This window comes from Burkholderia sp. AU4i, assembly GCF_000466765.1.
In the GTDB taxonomy this organism is placed as follows: Bacteria; Pseudomonadota; Gammaproteobacteria; order Burkholderiales; family Burkholderiaceae; genus Burkholderia; species Burkholderia cepacia.
In genome coordinates this window covers 1-905 of sequence record NZ_ASSI01000477.1, presented here as the reverse complement: position 1 = coordinate 905, position 905 = coordinate 1, and the positions used below count along the sequence as shown (strand labels likewise).

General features: G+C 73.6%; 1 protein-coding gene. It reads left to right on the top strand.

Annotated features, from left to right (window positions below; translation table 11 throughout):
- On the top strand, window positions 1–788 hold a 788-nt coding region (locus L810_RS43640; protein WP_042978533.1), incomplete at its 5' end, for a c-type cytochrome.
- Window positions 789–905: the final 117 nt, after the last annotated feature.

Genomic DNA, 905 nt, shown 5'->3' with positions numbered 1-905 from the left:
GCGGCGCGTATCTCGTGCAGGGTCTCGGCCACTGCGGTGCGTGCCATACGCCGCGCGCGCCGACGATGCAGGAGCGCGGGCTGACCGACGCGGACGGCCCGGACTTCCTGGCCGGCGGTGCGGCGATCGACGGCTGGGTGCCGACGAGCCTGCGCGGCGAGCCGCGCACGGGCCTCGGCACGTGGAACGAAACCGAGATCGTGCAGTTCCTGAAGACGGGCCGCACGCTGCGCACGGCTGCATTCGGCGGGATGACGGACGTGGTCGGCCACAGCATGCAGCACATGACCGACGACGACCTGAACGCAATCGCGCGCTACCTGAAGACGCTGCCGCCGCGCGTGCAGGGCGAGCAGCCGCACGTGTACGACGCGGCGGCTGCCAAGGCCCTGCAGGCCGGCGACGCGAGCAAGCCGGGTGCGGCCGTCTATCGCGACAACTGCACGGCCTGCCACCGCAGCGACGGCCATGGCTACACGCGCGTGTTCCCGGCGCTCGCCGGCAACCCGGTCGTGCAGGGCGACGATCCGACCTCGCTGATCCACGTCGTGCTGGAAGGCAGCGCGCTGCAGGGCACGCGCACCGCGCCGTCGACGTTCACGATGCCGCCGTTCGGCTGGCGCCTGTCGGACCAGGAAGTCGCGGACGTGTCCAACTTCGTGCGCACGAGCTGGGGCAACACGGGGGCGCCGGTGACCGCCGCGCAGGTCGCGAAGGTGCGCAAGAGCGTGCCGTCGACCCGGCCCGAACCGCCGCCGGGCGCGCGGTTCCCGCAAGCGTCGCGCTGACGGGGGCGGCGGGGCGCCCGCCCCGCCTGTCCGATGTGCTTCAAGGCGCCGCGCGATCCGCGCGGCGCCTTTCGTTTCGCCGGGGTTGCACCCCGCCAAGGCGCGCCGCCGCGTGAA